Source organism: Dongia sp., from assembly GCF_041905885.1.
Classification (GTDB): Bacteria; Pseudomonadota; Alphaproteobacteria; order Dongiales; family Dongiaceae; genus Dongia.
In genome coordinates this window covers 38,090-59,872 of sequence record NZ_JAYRKD010000032.1, presented here as the reverse complement: position 1 = coordinate 59,872, position 21,783 = coordinate 38,090, and the positions used below count along the sequence as shown (strand labels likewise).

The window sequence follows — 21,783 nt, the reverse complement described above, 5'->3', positions numbered from 1 at the left end:
TTCCTTTGTTGATCGCCGAACTGGGTCCGTCGCCAGGGGATTCTGGGGGAGGGCCCAAACTTGTTAACAAATCTATGGACGCCCCTCGCCCGGGTCAAGCCGAGCGGATGTGACGCCGCTCCGCGGCGCGTGCATATCCAGGAGCGTCGCAGGGATATCCATCAGGACCGGAACCGCACTCCAGAGAATCTTACAGGCGATTGATTTGCCTGGGTAAATCACCGCAATCGCGGCCCGGTAGGCGCTGAGCTGCCGCAAGTAGGCGGGAGCGACCTGCCGCACCTCAACGGGCGGCGGCCGGTTGCTCTTGTAATCCAGGATGACGCAGTCCCGTTCCCGGACCAGCAGGCGGTCGATCTGGCCGGTCAGGGCCTGGGTCTTGCCGTCGGCGCCGTAGAGCGTCGCCACCACCGGCACCTCGGCCCGCGAATCGGGTCCGAACAGGGCGGCCAATTCAGGGTCCTGGAGAATGCGCAAGACCTCGCCGCCGATCTCCGCGACCTGAGCGGACTCGAGGCCATGGGCGCGGCGCGACAGGAAACGCTCGGCGGCCGAAGGCCAGGAATCGGCGGCGACGCTGGGCAGCAATTCCAGCAGGCGGTGGACCAGCAGGCCGCGCTTGAAGCGATAGCCCTGGTCGGTGCCGATCGGACTCAAGGTCGCGGGCTCGGGCTCGGAGGGCCGCGACGGCGCCAAGGGCTGCGGCGGATCGGGCTCGGCGGCGACTCGCGCGAGCGACCAGGGCGGCAGCTCGGAGTCTTCGACCGGGAGGCTGGCTTTCGCCAAAACCGGCTCGGCATCGGCGTCCTGCGGTTCGGTGTATTTGTGCGCACTGCCGATCCAGCCTTCTTCCTTGCTGATGCCCAGCGGCGGCGTCCAGTTCTCAAGCTCCACCGAGAACGCGTGCGGCAACTGCGCGAATGCTTCCGAGACGCGTTCGTGCCAGCCCTTTTCCGAAGCCGCCTTCAAGCCCAGCCGACCGCAGACATAGAGCCGGTCCTCGGCGCGGGTCAGTGCGACGTAGAGCAGCCGATTCGATTCCTCGCGTCGTCTCCGCTGCGCTTCATCGCGCGCCGTCGCGGTCAACGGCACGTCGGCCAGTTTCCGCGGCGACCAGAGCGGCAGCTCCGTTCCGGCGCCTGCGACCCAGAACAAGCCGGCGGACGGCTTCTCGAAGGGCGGCTTGTCGGCGAGGAAGACGATCGGCGCCTGCAGGCCCTTGGCGCCGTGCACGGTCATGATGCGAACCTCGTCGACGGATTCGCCGAGCTCGCGCTTCACGATCGAGGCGGTCGAGCGGATCCACTGCAGGAATCCCTGGAGCGAGGGCGTGTTGCTGGCGGCGTAGCGCAGGGTGAGGTTCAGGAATTCGTCGATCGCCTCGTCGGCCTCGGGCCCAAGCCGGGTGTGGATGCGCTTCCTTCCGCCGCCTGCGCCGAGCAGGTCGGCGAAGAGCGCGAAGGGCGAGTCGAAGTCGGCGCGGGCGAGGTAGCGCCCGAGCGTTTCCGCCGCATCACGATAGAACAACTCCTGCGGCGCCATTGCCTTGAGGCGCTGCCAGACTGATTGATGGCCGCGATCGAGGCAGAGATTCATCACTTCGTCCTCGCCGAGGCCGATCAGCGGGCTCTTCAGCAGGGCGGCGAGATTAAGGTCGTCCTCCGGCATCAGCAGGAAATCGGCGAAGGCCATGAGGTCCATGACCGCGATGTCTTCCAGCAGCCGCAACCGGTCGATGCCGGAGACCGCGATCTTCTTCGCCTTTAATTGCCGGACGAGATTGAGGACGAAGGCGTCGCGCGAACGCACCAGGACCATGATGTCGCCGGCGCGAATCTTGCGACCGCGCGACGAGAGATCCTCCTGCCCCACCATGGCCGCGATCTTCGCCGCGATGGCTTCGGCGAGACGCTCGATCGGCGACGCCTTCCCGGTCGTCACCTCCGGCACCGCCCAGGGGGCGGGGTCGTCCAGCTTGATCGGCTGGCAGCGCGGCCAGACCTCGACCAGGCCGGCTTGGCCGGTGCGCTTCAAGCCGTGAGCGAGGATTTGTCCGGGATCAAGCACGCCGTCGCGGGCCGGACCGGCGATCACCGCATCGACCAGCTTCAACACCGCGCCGGTCGAGCGGAAGGAAACGTCGAGCGGCACGTCCAGGAAGGGCGGGCGCGGGTCGTCGCGCACGGATTCGTCGGGCAACAGCGCCGCGTAGTGATCCCGCACCTCGCGGGCGGCTTCCGGCTCCGCGCCCTGGAAGCTGAAGATCGATTGCTTCTGGTCGCCGACCGCGAAGATGGTGCGGGTGGCGCGGTCGGGATTTTCCGCCGCGGCGCCAACGCCCGCGAAGAACTCGCCGGTCAGCGCCTTGATGAGGTCCCATTGCTGATGGTTGGTGTCCTGCGCCTCGTCGACCAGGATATGGTCGATGCCGCCGTCGAGCTTGTAGAGCACCCATTGCGCGATGCCCTGCCGCTGCATCAGGTTGCGGGCTTTCAGGATCAGATCGTCGTAATCGAGCACCGCGCGCTGCGCCTTCAACGTCGTGTAGCGGCGCAGGATGTCGAGCGCCAGGATCGCGAGCGCATGGCTGTCAGCCAGGCATTGCGCGAGGCGCAGGCGCTCGAGGGTCGCGGCGATTCGATCCGCCTCGGCGCGCAGGGCTTCGGTGATGCCGGGCCAGGCCTGCTCGACGGCCTTGGTGGCAAGCCTATCGCGATGCTTGCCCTTGTCGGTGAAGTAGATGTCCGCGTAATCGTCGAAACCCTGGATGCGCGCATCGCGCTCGGCATGAAGCCAGAGCCGCAGTTGCTCGGCGCGCGCCTGGTCGGTCTTGCCGCCGTTCGACAGCTCCGCGATCGCACGCTTCAGGGCGGCGGTGTCGCAGGCGCCTTCGGCGCAGGCTTCGGTGAGGATAGCCTCCGGCGTCAGGTCTTCGGCGATGCCGAGCGTGGTCGCCATGGCCCGGCGCAAGCCTTCGACCGACCCCATGCGGTCGTCGCGGAGCGTTTCCAGCCGGTCGCGCTCCTGCATGAAGCCGTCGAGCAGCTCGTTGAGGCGGCTCTCATGCATCCGGCCGACGACATGGTCGAGCGCGGCGGCCAGCGATGCCGATTGCCGCGCTCGCGCCGCAATCAGCATCCCCTCGCGTGCCTCGAACAGCAGCTCGGCTGCGTTGTGCTCCTCGATCAGCTGGAAATGCGGCGCCACCCCCGCTTCCAGCGGGAAGCGCCGCAGCAGCGACTGGCAGAAGGCGTGGATGGTCTCGATCCGCATGCCGCCGGGCGCGTCGAGCACGCGCGCGAAGAGACTGCGCGCCTGCCGGATCATCGCGTCTTCCGGCCGGGCGCCGGTCAACCGGGTCAGGCTTGCGACCAGCGTCTCGGAATCGAGCACCGCCCATTCGCGGAGCTGGGTGGCGATGCGGTTCGCCATCTCCGCCGCCGCCGCGCGCGTGAAGGTGAGGCAGAGAATGCCGGTCGGCCTCGCGCCGGCCAGCAGCAGGCGCAGCACGCGGTCGCGCAACACCGTGGTCTTGCCCGAGCCGGCCGAGGCGTTGACCCAGGCACAGACCGCGGGATCGGCGGCCCGCCGCTGCGAGCGGGTCGCAATCGCCGTTGCATCCTCGGCCGGCCGGAACGGGATTACCTCAGCCATAATCGCCCGCTTCCTCGTCGGTCTGGTTGACCGACCATTCGCGAATCCGTTCGAGGTGTTCATAGTCATTGAAGCGCGACGCATATTCGGCGCGCGGCACCGGCGGATAGGCGGCGCCGTCCTGGCCGAAGGCGCGCAGCAGGCCGATCAGGCCGGCGCGGGCTTGCGCCGCGATGTCTTCGGGGTCGATCGCCGTCTTCTTCGGCCCCTGCACCGGCTTGATCTCGCCGGAAGTGGCGCCGCCGGAGAGACGCCAGTATTCGAGGCGACCGACCGGGCCCTTGGCGAAGTCCTTGAAGGCGCCGCCCTGAATGATCGCGGCCTCCAGGGCGAGCTGTGGGGCGAGACCGAGCAGGACTTCCTTGGAACTCGGCGGCTGGCCGGTCTTGTAGTCGATCACCACCAGGTCGCCGTTGGCCTGGCGATCGATCCGGTCGGCGCGGGCGGTGAGCTCGAAGGCGGGTTTGACCTCGGTGAGCTTCAGGCTGCCGGCCAATTCCGTGCGGCTCTCGTCCAGGCCGGGGCGCAGCGCGCTCTCGTTGGCGACGAACCAGCGGGCAATCTTCTCGAAGCGCGGCCACCAGAAGGCCATGACCGCGGGCTTCGCCTCGTAGGGCTTGAACTCGGCGCGGCCGATCTCCAGCAGGCGCGCTTCGGCCTCGGCTGAAAGATCGCCGGGGAATTCCGAGACGAAGCGGTGCAGGGCCTGGTGCACGATGGTGCCGAGGTCGGAGAAATCCGGATCCTGGTCGATCGGATCGAGCGGCCGGAGATTGAGGATGTGGCGGGCATAGATCGCGTAAGGATCGCGCATCCAGAGCTCGATCTGGGTGACCGAGAGGCCGGTCGGGCGGCGCTTCGCGCCCGGCATCGGCTTCGGCCGCAGGATCGGCTGCACCATATCGGCGCGATCGAGCCGCTGGCGCCAGCCGCGCCAGACCGGCGCCGACTGGCCGGAAGCCGCGATCAGGTTCTGGTCGATGCCGAGCAGCTTCAGATAGGCTTCGAGGCGCAGCAGCCAGCGCGCGGGAATGGTCGGCTGGCCGTCGGCGCGGAGGGCGCGGGTCAGCACCACCTGCCGGGCGCCCATCGCCTGCTGGAAGTCATGCGCCGAGAGGCCGATGCGGCGCTCCGGCGCGGGCAGGCCGAACGCGCGGCGCATCGGGCGGTTGAGCCAGGAATCGACCGCGGGCTCCGGCGGCCAGACGCCTTCGTTCAAGCCGCCGAGCACGACGAACTCCGCCTGCTGCAGGCGGGCTTCCAGCGGACCCCAGATGAACAGCCGCGGATGCTGGCCATAACGCGGCCGCACCGCGATGCCTTCCATCAGCTCCGGCAGCAAGGCGGCATAGCCGGCGCCGTCGAAGACCGGCATGTCGCGGGACGCCAGCAGCAGGTCCTGGATGAAATCCGCCAGCGCTTCGCCATCCTCGCCGGCCCAGAGACGCGCGACCCCGGTCTCCGCATCGGTGGCGGCGAGCGCTTCGGCGACTTCTACCTGCGCCGCCAGGCGTTCGGCGATGGGACGCGGGCCGTCGAGGCGATCGAAGGCGGCGGCCTGCGCGGTCAGCGCTTCGACGAAATACTGCGCCGCGCGCAGGGCGTCGCGCTCGGCTTCGCGGGTGCTGGCCTTGCGCGCGGCTTCGATCGTGTCGCGCAGGCCGGCAAGACCCGGCTTCGGCCGCGCCCCGCGCAGAATCGCCCGCTCGAGCGAACGCACCTTCTGCCGGAACTCCGGCGTCGGCAGGCCGCCCGAGGCGAGCGGGTGTTTCAGCAGGCTGAGCAGCGGCACCGGCGCCCATTGCGCGGCGGCGGCTTCGGCGAGCAGCAGGAAGAAGGCGGCGGGCGGCGTCAGGCGGAGGGCCTCGCCGGCGGAATCGTCGATCGCGATGCCCCAGCGCAAGAGCTCCGCCTTCACCCGCCGCGCCAGGCCGCGGTCCGGCGTCACCAGGGCGGCCCGTTCCGGCGCCGGGCGCTCGACCGCCTCGCGCAGCAGCAGGGCGATGACGCCGGCCTCCTCCTGCTCGGTCGCGCAGTCGATGCGCGCGACGTCGCGCCAGGCCCGCTCGACCACCGGTTCGCCGCCGGCGGCGCGGGTCTGCTGGGCGCGCTTGTCCCAGCTTTCGGTCACCGCGGCCGGCAGCAGCGCATCGGCGACGAGGCGCGCGCGCAACGGCGGCGCGCCGGTGAAGCCGTCGCTCGGCCAGAGCGCGACCGCCTTCGGTTCGGTCTCCAGGCGGTTCAGCAATTGGTGCAGGCCGAATTGCGGATGGCTCTGGTCCTCGGCGATCTGCTTCCAGGTCTCGTCATCGGCATCGCGGTCGAGGCCGGGCAGAACGACCATGCCCTGCGGCAATCCGGCGACCAGCGCGATCAGGTCGGCGCTGGCGGGAACCGAGCCGGTCGAGCCGGCGGCGATCACCGGGTCCTGCGGCGGCCGCTCACGCCAGAGCACGCATTGCCGTTCCAGCAGGATGTTGCGGCGGGTCGGCGGGTCCAGCACGCCCTCCTCGTTCAGGATCCGCGGCCAGTTCAGCTGCACCAGATCGAGGAACTGCACGGTCAGCTGCCAGTAGACGGAATCCGCAGGTGCGAGATCCTTCACCTTGCTGAAATCGAGCCGCTCGGTCTCGACCTGGTCGATCAGGCGCGCGAGCTCGGCGGCGAGCCGCACCGCCTGGTCGAAGGCGATGGTGCCGCTGCCGGCGCCGAGCCGCGCCTGCGGGGCGTGGTGGATCAGGCGCGCCAGCAGCATGCGCCGCCGCAGGTCGCCGATCGCCGGCGGTATCTCCGCCGCAACGATGCCGGGGACGCCGGCTTCGGCGATCGACTGGCTCTCTTCGTCGGGCTCGCCGATCGGCTGCAGCCGCGGCAGCAGCAGGCCGCCGCCGGGGACACCATCGCTGCCGCCGGCCTGGCGCAGGAAAGCCTCAGCCAAGGCGCGGGCGGCGCGGCGGTTCGGCAGCAGCACCGTCATCTTCGAGAGCGCAAGCGGCTCACCACCCGCGCGCGCGATCAGGCCCGCGGCCAGGGCATCGGCGAAGGGCACACCGGTCGGAATGGTATAGACGGGCTGGCGCGGACTCATCCGCGGGATGATTGCTTAGAATCTGATTCCGTGGAAGCCGAGTTCGCGCTCGACCTCGCGGAGATGCTGCGGCGTCGAGACATGGTACCACTCGCCGTCATGGCGGATGCCGTGCAGCCGGCCCTGCTCGATCGCGCGATTCCAGAGCAGGTTGACCGAATAGGCGCCGTCGGGCGAGGCCTCGAACAGGCGCGGATGGGTGATGTTGACGCCGCTGTAGAGGAACGGCGCCACTTCCCATTCCGGGCGACGCTTCAGCTTGCCTTCCTGGTCCATCAGGAAATCGCCCGGCCCGTCATAACCGATCGCGGTCACGGTCGGCTGGAGCAGCAGCAGCGAATCCATGCGCTCGGGATCCCAGGCCTTGGCGAGGCGGTGCAGCGCATCCTCGCGGCCGTTCAGCCAGATGATCTTGGCATTGACGACAAAGAAGGGATCGTCGCCCAGCAACGGCAGCGCTTTCTTGGTGCCGCCGCCGGTCTCCAGGATCTCCTTCTCCTCGGAATAGACGATCTCGATATCCTTGCGATTCTTCAGGTGCTCGCGGATCACCGCGCCGAGATGATGCAGGTTGATGACCGCGCGCTCGACGCCGGCGGCGGCGAGACGGTCGAGCACCACGTCGAGCATCGGCCGGCCGAGCACCTTCACCATCGCCTTCGGCACCGTGTCGGTCAGCGGGCGCAGCCGCGTCCCGTAGCCGGCCGCCATCACCATGGCGGATTTCGGGAAAGTGGAGGCGCTCACGCAGGGCTCCGTTCATCGACTTCAAGAATGCGCCGGTCCGCCGGGGGCAGGTGGCGCCGATACCAGGCCGCCACCGGCTCGAGGGCCGGGTGCGCCGTATAGCGCTCGATCAGGAACCAGACGCGGGGCATGAACTTCTGATAATGCAGCCTGCCGTCGCGCCGCAACAGCCGCGCGAAGGTGCCGACGATCCGCGTGTTCCAATGCGCGGTCTTGACCGCGAAAGCCGTCATGAAGGCGTCCCGGTCGAGCGCCGGAAAGGCCGCGAGATAGCGGCCGATCAGCGCGTCGCGCAAGGCGTCGGGAATCGCGCGCCGGTCGTTGGCGAGGAGGGTCGCGAGGTCGAACACCACCGGCGCCTGGACCGCATCCTGAAAGTCGATCACCCCGCAGGCGGCGACGCCCGGGCGGTCGAGCTTGAGCAGGTTGTCGGTGTGATAGTCGAACAGCGCGATCGAATCCGGGACGCCGCGCATCTTCGGCAGGACGGCGCGCCAGGCGGATTCGAATTCCTGGCGCAGGGTCTCGCTCGCTGCTGCGCCGTGGATCGCCGGCCAGTACCAGTCGAGCATTCGGAAGAGGCCGTCGAGCGCGCGGTCATCGTCGAAGACCGGCAGGCTGGCGAGATCGGCGGGCGTCGCGCGGCGGTGCAGTTCGATCAGCAGATCGACGGCGAGTTGGTAGAGCGCCGTTTCGTCCCCGCCGCTGCCGAGCAGCCGCGAGAAGGTGGCGTCGCCGAAATCCTCGACCAAGGCGAGCCCGGCAGCCGGATCCGCGGCAAAGACTTCCGGCGCGCTGAGGCCGAGCTTGCGCAGCAGCGCATCGACCTTCAGGAAGGGCTCGATCGGAAGGTCCGGCGGGCATTCCATCAGCAGGCAGCTGCGGCTGCCCTGGACCAGGCGCGTGTAGCGGCGCACCGAGCCGTCGCCGGCCAGCGGCGTCGCCTCGGCAGCAGCCCAGCCCTGCGCACCGAGAAACGTCATGCGAAGGCCTTGGCGATCGCTGCGGCGCGATCCTGCCAGGCGGGTGTCGGCAGCAAGGTCGCATGCCGCGCGGCATCGCCGGTGATGGCGAGGCGCAGCTCCAGATGCTCGCGCGGCTTCAACGCGCCGAGGCGATCCGGCCATTCGACCAGCGAGATGCCTTCGCCGAAGGCTTCCTCGATGCCGAGTTCCAGGGTCTCGTCCGGGGATTTCAGGCGGTAGAGATCGAAATGCCAGATCTGCACCGGCGCGCCGCCAGCCGCGGCGTCATAGGTCTGCACCAGGGTGAAGGTGGGACTCGGCACCTCTTCCGGGGCGGGTGTTAACGCATTGATGAAGGCCCGGGCGAAATGCGTCTTCCCGGCGCCGAGGTCGCCGGAAAGCAGAATCACGTCGCCGGGACGCGCTTCGGCCGCGAGCGCGGCGGCCAGTCTCTCGGTCGCCGCCTGGTTTGGCAGGATCACGTCGCTTTCGATCAAGTCATCAGGCTCCGGCTCACTCCTTATCGGCGCTGCTTGTACCTGGGACCGAATGAACATGGCAACTACACGGACAAACGGACAACCAACGGCGGAAAACCACGAGGGTGGCCGCCTTGATCCGCTACAGCTGCGCGGTGCAGTATGCCGCGCTGGCGCGGTCGGTTTGCAATAGCAGGTCTCTGCCACGAAGATGCGGCTTTTCGGTCTCCTTTCAACGATAATAGCGGTTGCACTCGTCGGCTCGGCCAGTCCCCATTCCACCTTGGCGCAGAACCTCGAGTCATCGTCCGGGGCACCGTTCCGGGACTGTCCGAACTGTCCGGAAATGGTGTTGGTTCCCGCCGGAACCTTCACCATGGGCTCGCCGGCAACGGAGCCCGGCCGGCGCGAAAACGAGGGTCCGCAGCAGAAGGTCACCCTCGCAGCGTTTGCAATCGGGCGATTCGAGCTGACGGTGGGCGAATTCCGTAGCTTTGTGCGGGAGGCCGGATATCGCACGGATTCCTTTTGCGACGTCAATCCGGATGGCGGCGTTCGCTGGACGTCGCAGCAGGGCTATGACTGGGAGCACCCCGGCCTGACCGGGTATCAACAGACCGATCGCAACCCTGTCGGCTGCATCAGCTGGTTCGACGCAAAAGCCTACGTGGCCTGGCTCTCCCACAAAACCGGCAAGACCTATCGGCTGCTAACCGAAGCTGAGTTCGAATACGCAGCGCGCGCCGGAAGCACGGCAGCGTATCCCTGGGGAACGGATCCCGACCTCGGCTGCAGCAGCGCCAATGGCGGCGACACCACCGCAGGTGCCGCCACCTGGTGGCGCGCCGATTGGCCAAGGCACCTCGCCTGCAACGACGGCTTCCTCTATTCAGCGCCGGCCGGAAGCCATCAACCCAATGCGTTTGGACTTTACGACATGATTGGAAACGCTTGGGAATGGGTCGAAGACTGTTACGCCGAAAGGTATGTTCCAACCCAAGGCCCGAGCGACATCGAAGAATCTTGCGGCATTCGTGTCATCCGCGGCGGCTCTTGGGCGAACAGCGTGCCCAACTTGCGGTCAAGCCTGCGCTTCCCGGCGCCGCCCGGCGAACATGACAACACCACGGGATTCCGTGTCGCAAAGACCATATATGTCGGATCATAGCCATCAATCGCTTTGATCGTCAGTTTCGAATGGGAGAGATTTCAGATGGCAGGGCAAACCCATAAGACGGATGTGGCGATCATCGGGGCGGGGCCGGTCGGCCTGTTCGCGGTGTTCGAATGCGGCATGCTGAAGATGCAGTGCCATCTGATCGACGCGCTGGAAGGCGCCGGCGGACAATGCGTGGCGCTCTATCCCGAGAAGCCGATCTACGACATCCCCGGCCATCCGCGGATCGATGCCGCCGAGCTCATCGCCAAGCTGGAGCAGCAGGCGGCGCCCTTCAAGCCCACCTATCACCTCGGCCACCGGGTCGAGAAGCTGACCCGGAACGGCGAGGGCTGGACGGTCGAGACCAACCAGGGTGCCACGATCGAAGCGCGCGCGGTGGTGATCGCCGCCGGCTGCGGCGCATTTGGTCCAAATAGACCCCCGCTCACCGATCTCGAGAAATACGAAGGCAGCAGTGTCTTCTACCTGGTGAAGCGACGCGAGGATTTCCGCGGCAAGCGCGTGGTCATCGCCGGCGGCGGTGACTCGGCGCTGGACTGGACCATCGGCCTGGCGGATGTCGCCGAGCGGATCATGGTGGTGCACCGCCGGCCGAAATTCCGGGGTGCTCCGGAATCCGTCGCCAAGATGGAAGCGCTGGCCAAGGAAGGCCGCATCGATCTCGTGGTGCCCTACCAGCTGCACGGGCTGGTCGGCGCGAACGGCAAGCTGGAAGCGGTCGAGGTCGCGACCCTCGACGGCCAAGTGAAGCGGCTGGAAGCCGATATCCTGCTGCCCTTCTTCGGTCTCGCCATGGATCTCGGGCCGATCGCGCATTGGGGCCTGAACGTCGAGCGCAACCACATCGTGGTCGATCCGCAGACCTGCGCGACCAGCGCACCGGGGATCTTCGCGGTCGGCGACATCGCCAACTACGCCGGCAAGCTGAAGCTGATCCTCTGCGGCTTCTCTGAGGCGGCGATGGCGGCACACGCGATCTATCCGCTGGTCCATCCCGGCGAGGCGCTGCATTTCGAATATTCGACGACCAGCGGCGTCCCGCGCTGAGCGAGTCTATTCCCCGCTGACCGCGATCGGCGCGCGCGCGATGGCTTCGAGCGGCAGGCGGCAGACCACCATGCGATAGCCGGGGCCGCTGCGGGTTTCCATGCTGCCGCCATGGAGCTCGATCAGCGTCTTCACCAGCGCCATGCCGAGGCCGCGCGTGGTGCCGCGGCCCAATGAGGCGCGCGCCACCGAGGTCACGCCGAAATCGGTCGCCTCGCCGCCGATGACGCCTTGCAACCCGGTCTGCTTCACCGAGATCGCGACGTGGTGGTCCTCGTTGCCGGCGGTGATCTCGACCCGGCTGCCGACCGAGCCGGAGCCGACCGCGTTGCTGATGAGATTGGCGAGCGCCTGCTTCAGGCGCTGCTCGTCGGCCTTCAGCGTCAGGCCTTCCGCGACCTCGTCCATCTTCAGCTCGATCTCGCGGCTGTGGGCACGCTGCTGGTAGAGCCGCAACACCGATTCCAGCACCGGCCGCAGCCGGATCTCGGCGATGTCGAGGCGGATGTACCCGGCCTCGATCGCCGCCACGTCGATCACGTCGCCGACCATCAGCAGCAGGCCCTGCGCCGCGTCGAGGATGCTGGCCGCATATTCCGCCTGGCGCTGATTCAGGGCGCCGAAATATTGCCGGATCAGCAGCTCGGCATAGCCGATGATGACGTTCAAGGGCGTGCGGAACTCGTAGGAGACGTTGGCGATGAATTCCGACTTCAGCCGGTCCGCTGCAATCAGGGCCTCGTTGCGGTCGCGGAGCGCGCGCTCCATGTTAATGCTGTCGGTGACGTCGGCGTATTTGAAGAGCTTGCCGCCGTCGGGCAGAGGAATGCCGGCGATGTCGATGATGGTGCCGTCCTTGCGCTCCAGCCGCAGGCTGCGCGGCGTGCGCTCGACCGCGTCGCTGACGATGCGCTGCCGGATCTCCGCCCAGTCATAGGGTCCCTCGAAGAAGGGCCGGACCAGATCGACGATCTTGGTGACATGCGGCTCGCCCTCGAGATCCTCGGCCGCGAGGTTCCAGAGCTTGGCATAGGCGGGGTTGTGGATCTTCAAGCGCCCGTCGCTGCCGAACACGGCGATGCCTTCGTAGAGATTGTCGATCGTCTCCTTCTGCACCGCGATCAGGGTGTTGTAGTTGCGCTCCATGGTGAGCTTGTCGGTCACGTCCTCGAAGGTGAGGGTGACGCCGCCGAAGGGATGCGGGGTCGCCACCATGCGGAAGGTGGCGTCGCCCGGCGTGTGCATCAGGTCTTCGAAAGGCTCGACCAGGGTCATCACATGGCGGATGAATTCCTGCTTGAAGGAACGGAAATCCGCCTGTTCGGCGATCTGCCGGCGCTCGCGCAGGGCTTCCAGCACCTGGTCGATGGTGGGCTCGCCGCGCAGGAAGGCGGCATCGAGCCCGAACTGGTCGCGATAGGCGGTGTTGAAGAACTTGACCCGCCGGTCCGGGCCGAAGATCACGATGCCGTTGCCGAGCGACTGCAGCACGTCGTCATGGGCCGCGATGTGGCGCACCAGCTCGGCATGGCTCTCCTCGAGCGCGGTCTGGTCCAGCGCGTAGCCGATCAGCGTCCCGTCCTCGAGCGGCACTTCATGGAAGTCGTAGAGCCGCCGGTGGCCGTCGACCACCAGCTGCTGGCTCTCCGACTGCGCGAGGCTGAGCTTCTGCGCCCGCTTGGCCAAGGCCTTGGCCGCCGAGCTGATCTCGCGGCTCTTGGCGATCACCTCGCCGGGCGTCGCGCCGAACAGCCGCGCATGGGCGCGGTTGCAATAAGTGACGCTCATGCCGGCATCGCGCCGCCAGACCGGATAAGGCAGCCGGTCGAGCAAAGCGGAAAGCTGTCCGAGCTCGGCCTTGCCCTGCTCATAGGGTGCGACCGTCTTTTGCAGCAGGTCCTCGACGTCGTCCAGGCAGAGCACCCGTTCCGTGCCGGCGGCGGAGCCGCTGAGCTTGAGGCCGCGCCCGGTCGCCGCGCATTTCGCGGTGCAAGTGAAGGTCGTCCCCAGCCGCTCCAAGGCGGCCAGGCCGGCGGCGATCTCCGGGCGATCGGATTCGACGAACAGCGCCTGCAAAGCCTCGGCATTGTCGGCCGGCCCGCCGAGCAGGCGCGCCGCGTTTTCCCCAACCTCGAACCTGCCGCCCGCCCGCCAGTGGATCTGGCCGAGGGACAAGGCCGCCGCGCGGGCGCTCAAGTGATCGCGCTCGGCCTCGGCCCGGGCCAAATCGGCGCGGGCCTGTTGCAGGCGGCGGAGCAAGATGACCGAGACGACCGCGCCGGCCAGGGCGAACAGCACGAAGATCCAGCCCACGGGGCCGACCGCTGGGCCGACCGCAGGCCCGGCTCCCGCGGCGGCTTGCGCGAGGGCGTCACGGGGAACGGCCGCCAGTACGGCGACCGGCGCCAAGATGCGCAGACTTGCGACTCCACCCCGCGTTCCCATCGGAGCGCAGTCTAGCCCCGATTCGCACCAAAGCTCAAAACGAAAGGGAGCGGCCCTGCAGACCGCTCCCCCTGAAGCTCGCCGGCTTTTGGCGCGCGGTTTCTAGTAGCGATACTGGTCGGTCTTGAACGGGCCGGCCTGGGCGACGCCCAGATAGGCGGCCTGCTTCTCCGAGAGCTTGGTCAGCTTGGCGCCGACCTTGGCGAGATGGAGCGAAGCCACCTTCTCGTCGAGATGCTTCGGCAGGACGTAGACCTTGTTCTCGTACTTCGAGTGGTTGGCCCAGAGCTCGATCTGCGCCAGCACCTGGTTGGTGAAGGAGGCCGACATCACGAAGCTCGGGTGGCCGGTGGCGCAGCCGAGATTGACCAGCCGGCCCTCAGCCAGGAGCAGGATGCGCTTGCCGTCGGCGAACTCGATCTCGTCCACCTGCGGCTTCACGTTGTGCCACTTCAGGTTCTTCAGGCCGGCGACCTGGATCTCGCTGTCGAAGTGGCCGATGTTGCAGACGATCGCCCGGTCCTTCATCGCGCGCATGTGGTCGACGGTGATGACATCGACGCAGCCGGTGGCGGTGACGAAGATGTCGGCCTTGGGGGCCGCGTCTTCCATGGTCACGACCTCGTAGCCTTCCATCGCCGCCTGCAGCGCGCAGATCGGGTCGGCCTCGGTCACCTGCACGCGGCAGCCGGCATGGCGCAGCGATTCCGCCGAGCCCTTGCCGACGTCGCCGAAGCCGGCGACCACGGCGACCTTGCCGGCCATCATGACATCAGTCGCGCGGCGGATCGCGTCCACCAGGCTCTCGCGGCAGCCATACTTGTTGTCGAACTTCGACTTCGTCACGCTGTCGTTCACGTTGATCGCCGGAACCTTGAGATCGCCGTTCTTGGCCATCTCGTAGAGGCGATGCACGCCGGTGGTGGTCTCTTCCGAGATGCCCTTCACCTTGGCGAGGAGCTGCGGGTACTTGTCGTGCATGATCTGGGTGAGGTCGCCGCCGTCATCCAGGATCATGTTCGGCGTCCAGCCGTTCGGGCCCTGGATGGTCTGCTCGATGCACCACCAGAATTCCTCTTCGTTCTGACCCTTCCAGGCGAAGACCGGGATGCCGGCGGCGGCCATCGCGGCGGCGGCGTGGTCCTGGGTCGAGAAGATGTTGCAGGAGGACCAGCGCACTTCGGCGCCGAGCGCGGTCAGCGTCTCGATGAGCGCCGCGGTCTGGATCGTCATGTGCAGGCAGCCGGCGATGCGGGCGCCCTTCAAGGGCTGCGACTTGCCGAACTCCTTGCGCAGCGCCATCAGGCCCGGCATCTCGGTCTCGGCGATGTTGAGCTCCTTGCGGCCCCAATCGGCGAGGCTCATATCGCGGACCTTGAAATCTCCGGTCTTGGTATCGGGGGCGGCGGACATCGGCTTCTCCTGCGTGTCGGTTTCGCGCAGCGCTATAGCAGGCGAAGGGAGCCGGAGCAAGATGGCGCGCGAGTCGAAATCCTCTTTTTATATTAAGGATTTAATGACTCTAATAGGCGCGATTAGGCGGTTGAAATGACCGGCCGATCGCCCGCGCCGCGCCGGGAAGGGCGCAGCACGGGCGGGTCGCGATCAGGCGGCTTCCGCGCCGGCCATGCCGGCATGGAAGACGGTATAGACGTAGACCGGGATGCCGAGCCCGCCGAGATGCTTCTCGACCAGCGGCTTCACGTCCCGCCAGTCGAGACCGCCGACGCCGGTCGCCAGCTTGGGCAGCGCCAGGCTCGCAAGCTTCTCGGCCTCGACCAGCTTGGCCAGGGCGCGGAGCGCGTGGTTGACGTTCTCCACCGAGGCGGCACCCGGTTTCTCGCCGTGCTTGTAGGCGGCGCCTTGGGTCATCAGGTTGACGATGCGCTTGCCGTCCGCGCCGGCCCAGGCCCAGATCTCGCCGGATTTCGGGTGGCTGGTCTGGCAATAGTGGCGGAAGTCCTTGACCATGGCGGGCCAGCGCTCGCGCAGGCTCAAGGCCAGGCCGGAATCGAAATGGTCGTTCGGGGCCACACCATGCGCGATGGCCGCGGCCTTGCTCATCAGGATGTCGCCCTGGACTTCAATGATCATCGAAACAGCTCCTTCATTGCTTCGATGATGGATAGCGCGGGCCGAAGACGCGCCGCGTTGATTCAGGTCAATGTCGTATTTGGGCAAGGGCCGTTCAAAACTGCGCCAACACCTGGAAGGCGAAGGGCGTCCAAAGCGCGCTCGGCAGGCCGGCGGCCTTGAGCCCCTCGCCCACCCAGACGTTGCAGGACTTGAGCAGGCTGAAGCGGCCGTGCGCGGCATAGAAGAGATCGGTTGCGCCATAACCGGGTGAAGCCGGCCAGCCGGGCGAGGCCATGGTCGTGCCGATATAATCGCTGAGCGCGCGGTATTGCGGGATGCTGATCGTCGTTTGGCGGCAGTCTTCGCTTGCACCGGGTCCGGGGCGGTACTGCACATGAAGGGCGGCAGGACCGAGACCGGTCAGTGCGCGCAGAGCCGTGCCGATATCAAAGTCGGCCCAGGTCGGCGTGGTGCGGTAGAAATCGAGATCGCCCCAGCCGATGCCGACATGGTCGAAAGGCGTGACATCGACCGGGTAATGCTGCGGCGGGAAGACTTCGGACCAATCCACCTCTGCCGTTTTCACCGGCAGCACGAAGTCGGTGTGGACACCGTTGGAGCAGACGGCAATCGGCACGCCGCCGGGTGTTTCGGTGAAGTCGCGGTTGACCGGAATGAAACCGAGCGCCAAGGCTGCACCCAAATAGAGTGCACCCAATGCTAGGATCGCGCCGACGGTCCTGCGCAGCAGCTTCAGCATGGTCGCAACTCCCCCGATGCGATGGATCGGGAGGGATGCTGCACGGTCATCACGGCCCGGACGCGGCGAGATTGCGGCGCACTGGCGCCGGATTTATGGCAGACGTGTAACGGTTGGGGTCCAAGCGCATCATCACCACTTTCCCCCTGACATGGCTTCAGCGCGGGAGAACCAGAAGTCATGCTGGATTTCGGCCGCTTCAATCGGTTCTAGCTTGCCGCCATTCAGCACGAACAGCGCGACAACTGCCCTCTCATAGAGATGTGGGCCTCGCGCAAAGAAGCCGGGGCCACTGTAGCGAATCAGCAGCGCGGCAAAGGCGCGTCCCCCAGCACCGAACGGCATCCAACGAGCCGTCCAGTTGTTCGGATCGGTTGTCTCGACCACCCCCTCATCAGCAAGGTCTAGTTCGCGCATCGCAAGTGCTGTCAGTGTGGGTCCAGGCGCATTTGACAACAAGAAAGCGCGAATCTCCGCCAACTTATCGGACGGTGTGTCACGCGCGATGAAATCATCGGTTTCAACGAACCGCTGCCCGGGTGCGTCTTCCGAAAACCTCGACAGATCTGCCATTCGAGCAAGGTCGCTGTCCAACTTCGAAGCAACGAAATCGTGTGTCGTGCCATCAAGTTCAATAGATGGCCATCCCAGGCCCAGGCGAGACGAGAGATGAAACCCGACACGGCAAACTGGGACAAGCTCTGAGTCTTCCGGGTCAAACACCGTCATCACGAGAGGATCCTCACCCCCTCCCGAATAGCCTTCCAGGTCTCCGAAGGAAGCGGATCCCGGCGGTACCACGACATAGGGTTTCTTGTCGTCCATAAGCACCGCAAATCCACTGTCATCACAGTTGACATCCGCCTCGGTGAAGGCAAAGGCAGAGCGCGCCCATGACTCGTCGGCTTGCTGCTCGAACGCGGACAACTGGTCACAGCGGTCATGACCGTGGTGGCCGGTGAAAACAAACATGAAGCGGCTCTTCGGCCGTGTGTCGACGGTCTCTGTATGCCAGGCGGAGTCGTTCGGATACTCAAAGTAATCGGCAGCCTTCGTGTCCGCCGCCACCGGGCAGTTTGCCGCGCTGTCACATCTGAGGATGCGCGCGAGATCATCCGGTGAGAGCTGCTTTGACTCCAAATACCGGATCCCAGGTGGCAGCAACGCCATCAGATCCGTTGATAAGTCATAGAGTCCACTTCCCGGTCTTTGGGGTGCGAGCCTATTGACCTCTTGCGCGATTTTCGCGCAAACCGTCCGTGTTTCTTCGGCGAGGACCGAACCGCCGGTGAAAAGAAGAGCCGCGGCCGCGAGAATGCCCTTGCGGGCAGCACGTCTTTTCATGTCGCCAGGGCGTTGAAGTCGTCGAGCAGCATGGCGATGCGGCCGGAATCGGTCTGCTCCATGACGCTGCGGGCGCATCTGGCCGCCGCGGCGAAGTCGAGGCTGCGGATCCGCTGCTTGATGCGTGGGATGTTGCCGACCGCCATCGAGAGCTCCTGGATGCCCAAGCCGAGCAGCAAGGGCACGAACTTCGGGTCGCCGGCGATCTCGCCGCAGACGCTGATCGGGATCCGGCCGCGGAGCGCGGCTTCGCTGGCGAACTGGATCAGGCGCAGGACCGCCGGGTGCAGCGGGTTGTAGAGATGCGCCACCTGCTCCTCGCCGCGGTCGATCGCCAGCGTGTACATGGTGAGGTCGTTGGAGCCGATCGCGAAGAAATCCGAGCATTGCGCCAAGGCGTCGGCGGCGAGCGCCGCACCGGGGATTTCGATCATCACGCCGAGCGGCGGCAGGGGATCGGCGATCTTCACACCGCGCTTCTTCAGCCGTTTCGCCACCTGCTCCAGCGCGGCGCGGGTCTGCTTCACTTCGGAGACCGCCGAGATCATCGGCAGCAGGATGCGGATCGGGCCATGGGCGCCGGCCCGCAGCATGGCACCCAGCTGTGCGTCGAGGAGGTCGCGGTCGCGCAGGCTCAAGCGGATCGCGCGCAGGCCCAGGGCCGGGTTCGCGGTCTCGACCATATGGTCCTTCAAGGCCGGCGCCAGCTTGTCATTGCCGATGTCGAGGGTGCGGATGGTGACCGGCCTGCCGCTCATGCCCTCGACGATCTCGCGCAGGATCTCGTATTGCTGGTCCTCGGTCGGCAGATCCGGGCGATTCATGTAGAGGAACTCGGTGCGCAGCAGGCCGACGCCGGCGGCACCGGCGGCGAGCGCGTTCTCGACCTCGCGCGGCAGCTCCAGGTTGGCGTAGAGGCCGATGCGGCGGCCGTCGGTGGTCATCGACGGCAGCTTGCGCAGCCGGCTGAGCTGCTTCTGCTCCTGCTCGATCTCGGCGGTGCGGCGCTCGTATTGCGCCAGGCGCTCGCGGTTCGGGTGGACGACCACGCGGCCGGTATAGCCGTCGATGACGAGCTGATCGCCGCTCTTCACCTTGGTCAGGAGCTCGGGGATGCCGAGCACCGCCGGCAGTTCCAGCGAGCGCGCCATGATCGCGGTGTGGCTCTGGGCGCCGCCGATCGCGGTGGCGAAGCCGGCGACGCGGTCCGGGTCGAGCAGCGCGGTGTCAGCCGGGGTCAGCTCCTCGGCGATGATGATGGCGCCTTCGGGCAGGTGCTTGAACGCCTCGTAGGGCGTCTGGGTGAGATTGCGCAGCAGGCGGTTGCCGACCTCGCGCACGTCGTCGGCGCGGGCCGCGAGATAGGCGTCGTCCAGCGCCTCGAACTCCTCGGCGACCGCCGAGATCGCCGCCTGCACCGCGGCCTCGGCGTTGATCTTGTCGCGGCGGATCCGGGCCTCAACCCCGCGCACGACGCGCGAGCCGGACAGCATCTGCATATGCGCGTCGAGCAGGAAGCCCAGCTCCTCCGCCGCGGCGCCGTGCAGCTCGGCGCTCTTGGTCTTCAGCTTCTTCAGCTGACGGTCGGATTTGCGCAGGGCCTCGTTGAAACGCTCGATCTCGGCATCGATCTCGGATTCCTTGATGTCGTATTCCGGGATCTGGACGGCGCCGATCTCGACCACATGCGCTTCGCCGATCGCGATGCCGGCGGAGACACCTAAGCCCTTGAGAACAACCTCGCGCCGCTCGCCATCCGCAGGTTTGCGCTTGCGGCGCGGCTTGGCTCCGTCGTCGGGCTTCTCATTCTTCATCGAACTTCCGGTCGATGAGATCGACCAGAGCGGCCAAGGCTGGCCCGGCGCCGGGGCCCGACGCGCGGAGCTCGATCTCGCAGCCGATGCCGGCGGCCAGCATCATCAGCCCCATGATCGAGCGGCCCTCGACGTCGGTCTCGCCCTTGATGACGCGGATGTCGGCGTCATAGGCGTTGGCGACCTTGACGAACTTGGCGGCAGCGCGGGCATGCAGGCCCTTCTGGTTCTGGATCCGCGCCTTGACGATCTGCAGAGATTCGCCGTCTGCCATCTCAGCACTCGCTCGCCTTGAGGAGCTGGGACGCGACGTTGATGTACTTGCGGCCGGCTTCCTGCGCGGCGGTTACCGCGGCCGGGAGACTCATCGAACCGCGCACGGAAGCGAGCTTGATCAGCATCGGCAAATTCACGCCGGCGATCACCTCGACATTGGCCTTGTCCAGGACCGAGATCGCGAGATTGCTGGGCGTGCCGCCGAACATGTCGGTCAGCAGCACCACGCCCTTGCCCTGGTCGACCTTGGCGACGGTCTCCAGGATCTCCTTGCGGCGCTGCTCCATGTCGTCTTCGGCGCCGATGCAGATCGCCGCGACGCCGGTCTGCTTTCCGACCACGTGCTCCAGGGCCGCGACGAACTCGCTGGCCAGGTTGCCGTGGGTCACCAACACAATGCCGATCATCATCCCCTTCCCGATTGCGGCGCGCCCGCTCCGGCCGAACCCGTAGGCGGCACGCTGCGGTCCAGATCGCGATGGCGCAGAATCACCGGCCGGCCCTTCCCTTCCAGCCACTGCGCCAGGCGGCGCGCGACATGGACCGAGCGGTGACGTCCCCCTGTGCACCCGATCGCGATCGTCAGATAGCTTTTTCCCTCCCGTTCGAACCCCGGCAAGAGCGGCCACAATAGTCCGGTCATGCCGGCGAAGAAACCGCCATAGGCGGGGTCCTCCTCGACCATGTTCCCGACCTGCTCGTCCTCGCCGGTCAGCGGGCGAAGCGCGGGATCGTAATGCGGATTGTCGAGGAAGCGAACATCGAAAACGAGGTCGGCTTCCCGCGGCAGGCCGAGCCGGTAGGAGAAGGAAATGACGGTGATGGCAAGCTCGGCTTTGCCCTCGAGGCCGAGCTCGGTCGCGAGCAGGGCCTTGAAATCGCCGATCGTGCGGTCGCTGGTGTCGATCACCAGATCGGCGACCTGCTGCAGCGGGAACATGAGGCGGCGTTCCTGCGCGATGCCGTCGGAAACCGGGCGATCGGGCGCCATCGGATGCCGGCGCCGGGTCTCGGTGAAGCGGCGGCGCAGGGTCTCGTCGTCGCTGTCCAGAAACAGCAGGCGGACGTCGAGCGCCGGATCCGACTTCATGTTCTGGAGCAGAATCGCGAGGCCTTCGGCGGTGAAGTCGCGGGTCCGGCTGTCGATGCCGATCGCCAGCGATCCGATCTTCGAAGGTTGGGGCGCCTCGCCGGCGGCACTGACGCCGGAGACGAGATGCGGCAGCAGATCCAGCGGCAGATTGTCGACCGCCTCGAAGCCATGGTCCTCGAGGCATTTCAGCGCCGTGCTGCGCCCGGCACCGGCGAGGCCGGTCACCAGCAGCAGGCGGCGACGCGCGGCCGATGGGCGTACCTCTGGCGGACGCGGGTTGTCCAAGGGCGCTGCGGGGAGTGTCGCGGCTTCGGTCGCCGCCAAGGCTTTCGGGCTGCTCATTCGCGGCCCATTATTAGTCCCGGTCCGCAGGCGGCGGCAAGGCGGAGCTTGACCGCGGTCGAGGCTTCGAAGGCGTTGAGGCGGAGGACCGGCACCGCATGGCCGAGAAAATTGCGGGATTCCGCGGCCGGCAGCCGTTCGACTTCGGCCGCCGGGACCAATTCGACGACCCATTGCAGCGGTGTCGCACCGGTGGTCCGCGGCGCCGGAACGATGCCGATGCCCCGCGCCTCGATCCGCCCGAGCAGGCCCGGCGGGATATTGCCGGGCGCGCGGCAGCAGAGGCGGTCGCCCTCGACCACCAGCTCGACCCGGTCGTCGGAAATGAGGCGGGCGCCGCCGTCGATCATGCGCAAGGCGAGATCGGACTTGCCGCTGCCGGAGGGACCGGTCAGCAGCACAGCGGTATTGCCGATCGCGATGGCGGTGCCGTCGATCGCGAGAGTGCCAGTCGCGTTGGCGGAACCGCTCAT

General features: G+C 67.0%; 17 protein-coding genes. 2 read left to right on the top strand and 15 right to left on the bottom strand.

Annotated features, from left to right (window positions below; translation table 11 throughout):
- Window positions 1–72: 72 nt before the first annotated feature.
- Genes addA through tsaE form a run of 5 tightly spaced genes read right to left on the bottom strand, consistent with a single transcriptional unit; the run spans window position 73 to window position 8,951 of the window.
- Entirely contained in the window at window positions 73–3,654 is a 3,582-nt protein-coding gene (gene addA, locus ACH2CY_RS24085) for a double-strand break repair helicase AddA (RefSeq protein ID WP_395022306.1), read from the bottom strand.
- Complete coding sequence (addB, locus tag ACH2CY_RS24080) at window positions 3,647–6,742, bottom strand: double-strand break repair protein AddB (protein WP_395022305.1); 3,096 nt, start codon at window positions 6,740–6,742, stop codon at window positions 3,647–3,649. Before addB ends, addA begins: the two co-directional genes overlap by 8 nt.
- A gap of 15 nt (window positions 6,743–6,757) precedes the next feature.
- Window positions 6,758–7,489 carry a nucleotidyltransferase family protein gene (locus tag ACH2CY_RS24075; protein ID WP_395022304.1) on the bottom strand — a complete coding sequence of 244 codons (732 nt, stop codon included), beginning with the start codon at window positions 7,487–7,489 and terminating at the stop codon, window positions 6,758–6,760.
- Window positions 7,486–8,472, bottom strand: coding sequence for an aminoglycoside phosphotransferase family protein (locus tag ACH2CY_RS24070; protein WP_395022303.1), 987 nt, complete (start codon window positions 8,470–8,472; stop codon window positions 7,486–7,488). Before ACH2CY_RS24070 ends, ACH2CY_RS24075 begins: the two co-directional genes overlap by 4 nt.
- Complete coding sequence (tsaE, locus tag ACH2CY_RS24065; protein WP_395022302.1) at window positions 8,469–8,951, bottom strand: tRNA (adenosine(37)-N6)-threonylcarbamoyltransferase complex ATPase subunit type 1 TsaE; 483 nt, start codon at window positions 8,949–8,951, stop codon at window positions 8,469–8,471. The genes ACH2CY_RS24070 and tsaE overlap by 4 nt, the downstream gene beginning before the upstream one ends.
- A 265-nt stretch (window positions 8,952–9,216) precedes the next feature.
- On the opposite strand from tsaE, the gene ACH2CY_RS24060 reads away from it, so the two are divergent.
- Together ACH2CY_RS24060 and ACH2CY_RS24055 are read left to right on the top strand one after the other, a co-directional pair.
- Window positions 9,217–10,101, top strand: a complete 885-nt coding sequence (locus ACH2CY_RS24060; protein ID WP_395022301.1) for a formylglycine-generating enzyme family protein — start codon at window positions 9,217–9,219, stop codon at window positions 10,099–10,101.
- Window positions 10,102–10,146: 45 nt separating this feature from the next.
- The gene (locus ACH2CY_RS24055; protein ID WP_395022300.1) at window positions 10,147–11,160 is read left to right on the top strand and encodes an NAD(P)/FAD-dependent oxidoreductase; all 1,014 of its coding nucleotides are present in this window, start codon (window positions 10,147–10,149) and stop codon (window positions 11,158–11,160) included.
- Between the two features lie 6 nt (window positions 11,161–11,166).
- Here ACH2CY_RS24055 and ACH2CY_RS24050 read toward each other — a convergent pair whose 3' ends face one another.
- The 10 genes from ACH2CY_RS24050 to ACH2CY_RS24005 all read right to left on the bottom strand — a co-directional run bounded on the left by ACH2CY_RS24050 (window position 11,167) and on the right by ACH2CY_RS24005 (window position 21,783).
- Window positions 11,167–13,473, bottom strand: coding sequence for a PAS-domain containing protein (locus ACH2CY_RS24050; RefSeq protein WP_395022299.1), 2,307 nt, complete (start codon window positions 13,471–13,473; stop codon window positions 11,167–11,169).
- A gap of 234 nt (window positions 13,474–13,707) precedes the next feature.
- Entirely contained in the window at window positions 13,708–15,018 is a 1,311-nt protein-coding gene (ahcY, locus tag ACH2CY_RS24045) for an adenosylhomocysteinase (RefSeq protein WP_395022298.1), read from the bottom strand.
- A 192-nt stretch (window positions 15,019–15,210) separates the two neighbouring features.
- Window positions 15,211–15,699 carry a macro domain-containing protein gene (locus ACH2CY_RS24040; RefSeq protein WP_395022296.1) on the bottom strand — a complete coding sequence of 163 codons (489 nt, stop codon included), beginning with the start codon at window positions 15,697–15,699 and terminating at the stop codon, window positions 15,211–15,213.
- A 94-nt stretch (window positions 15,700–15,793) separates the two neighbouring features.
- On the bottom strand, window positions 15,794–16,441 hold the full coding sequence (locus ACH2CY_RS24035; RefSeq protein WP_395022295.1) for a TIGR02117 family protein: 648 nt from the start codon (window positions 16,439–16,441) through the stop codon (window positions 15,794–15,796).
- Window positions 16,442–16,573: 132 nt separating this feature from the next.
- Window positions 16,574–17,785, bottom strand: coding sequence for a hypothetical protein (locus ACH2CY_RS24030; RefSeq protein WP_395022293.1), 1,212 nt, complete (start codon window positions 17,783–17,785; stop codon window positions 16,574–16,576).
- On the bottom strand, window positions 17,782–19,599 hold the full coding sequence (gene ptsP, locus ACH2CY_RS24025) for a phosphoenolpyruvate--protein phosphotransferase (RefSeq protein WP_395022291.1): 1,818 nt from the start codon (window positions 19,597–19,599) through the stop codon (window positions 17,782–17,784). Before ptsP ends, ACH2CY_RS24030 begins: the two co-directional genes overlap by 4 nt.
- Window positions 19,589–19,873, bottom strand: coding sequence for an HPr family phosphocarrier protein (locus ACH2CY_RS24020; RefSeq protein WP_395022290.1), 285 nt, complete (start codon window positions 19,871–19,873; stop codon window positions 19,589–19,591). The genes ptsP and ACH2CY_RS24020 overlap by 11 nt, the downstream gene beginning before the upstream one ends.
- Before the next feature lies 1 nt (window position 19,874).
- Window positions 19,875–20,282, bottom strand: coding sequence for a PTS sugar transporter subunit IIA (locus tag ACH2CY_RS24015; protein WP_028098699.1), 408 nt, complete (start codon window positions 20,280–20,282; stop codon window positions 19,875–19,877).
- On the bottom strand, window positions 20,282–21,310 hold the full coding sequence (gene rapZ, locus ACH2CY_RS24010; RefSeq protein WP_395022289.1) for an RNase adapter RapZ: 1,029 nt from the start codon (window positions 21,308–21,310) through the stop codon (window positions 20,282–20,284). The genes ACH2CY_RS24015 and rapZ overlap by 1 nt, the downstream gene beginning before the upstream one ends.
- Window positions 21,307–21,783, bottom strand: coding sequence for an HPr kinase/phosphorylase (locus tag ACH2CY_RS24005; RefSeq protein WP_395022287.1), 477 nt, complete (start codon window positions 21,781–21,783; stop codon window positions 21,307–21,309). Before ACH2CY_RS24005 ends, rapZ begins: the two co-directional genes overlap by 4 nt.